Source organism: Acinetobacter sp. USHLN143, from assembly GCF_037145695.1.
Taxonomy (GTDB): Bacteria; Pseudomonadota; Gammaproteobacteria; order Pseudomonadales; family Moraxellaceae; genus Acinetobacter; species Acinetobacter fasciculus.
In genome coordinates, this window is the sequence record NZ_JBBCWZ010000220.1 from 1 (window position 1) to 446 (window position 446).

Here is a 446-nt window from a genome sequence, read left to right on the forward strand (position 1 = left end):
TATTTTAAAGCAAACATGTAATCTTTCTTCTGCATCTAAAGCCTTGCCCATCAAGTGCTTACCACAATCATTTTATCGACGTATGCAGCGCTTCTTTGCAGGTCAGTATTTCGATTATCGTCAAATTTCTCGGTTGATTTTCAATATATTTTCATTCGACAAAGTGCAACTGACTTTAGATAGAACCAATTGGAAATGGGGAAAACGAAATATTAATATCCTGATGCTCGCGATCGTTTATCGTGGAATAGCGATACCTATCCTTTGGACATTGCTTAATAAACGTGGAAATTCAGATACGAAAGAGCGCATTGCTTTGATTCAACGCTTTATCTCCATTTTTGGTAAAGACCGTATTGTGAATGTGTTCGCAGACAGAGAGTTTATCGGTGAGCAGTGGTTTACATGGTTAATTGAACAAGACATCAACTTCTGCATTCGTGTTA

At 37.4% G+C, this 446-nt stretch carries 1 protein-coding gene; it reads left to right on the forward strand.

Translation table 11 applies throughout. The annotated features are described in order from the left end of the window. Positions 1-446 (forward strand): transposase (locus WFH18_RS17785; protein ID WP_336755406.1); only part of this gene is annotated, 446 nt, incomplete at both ends.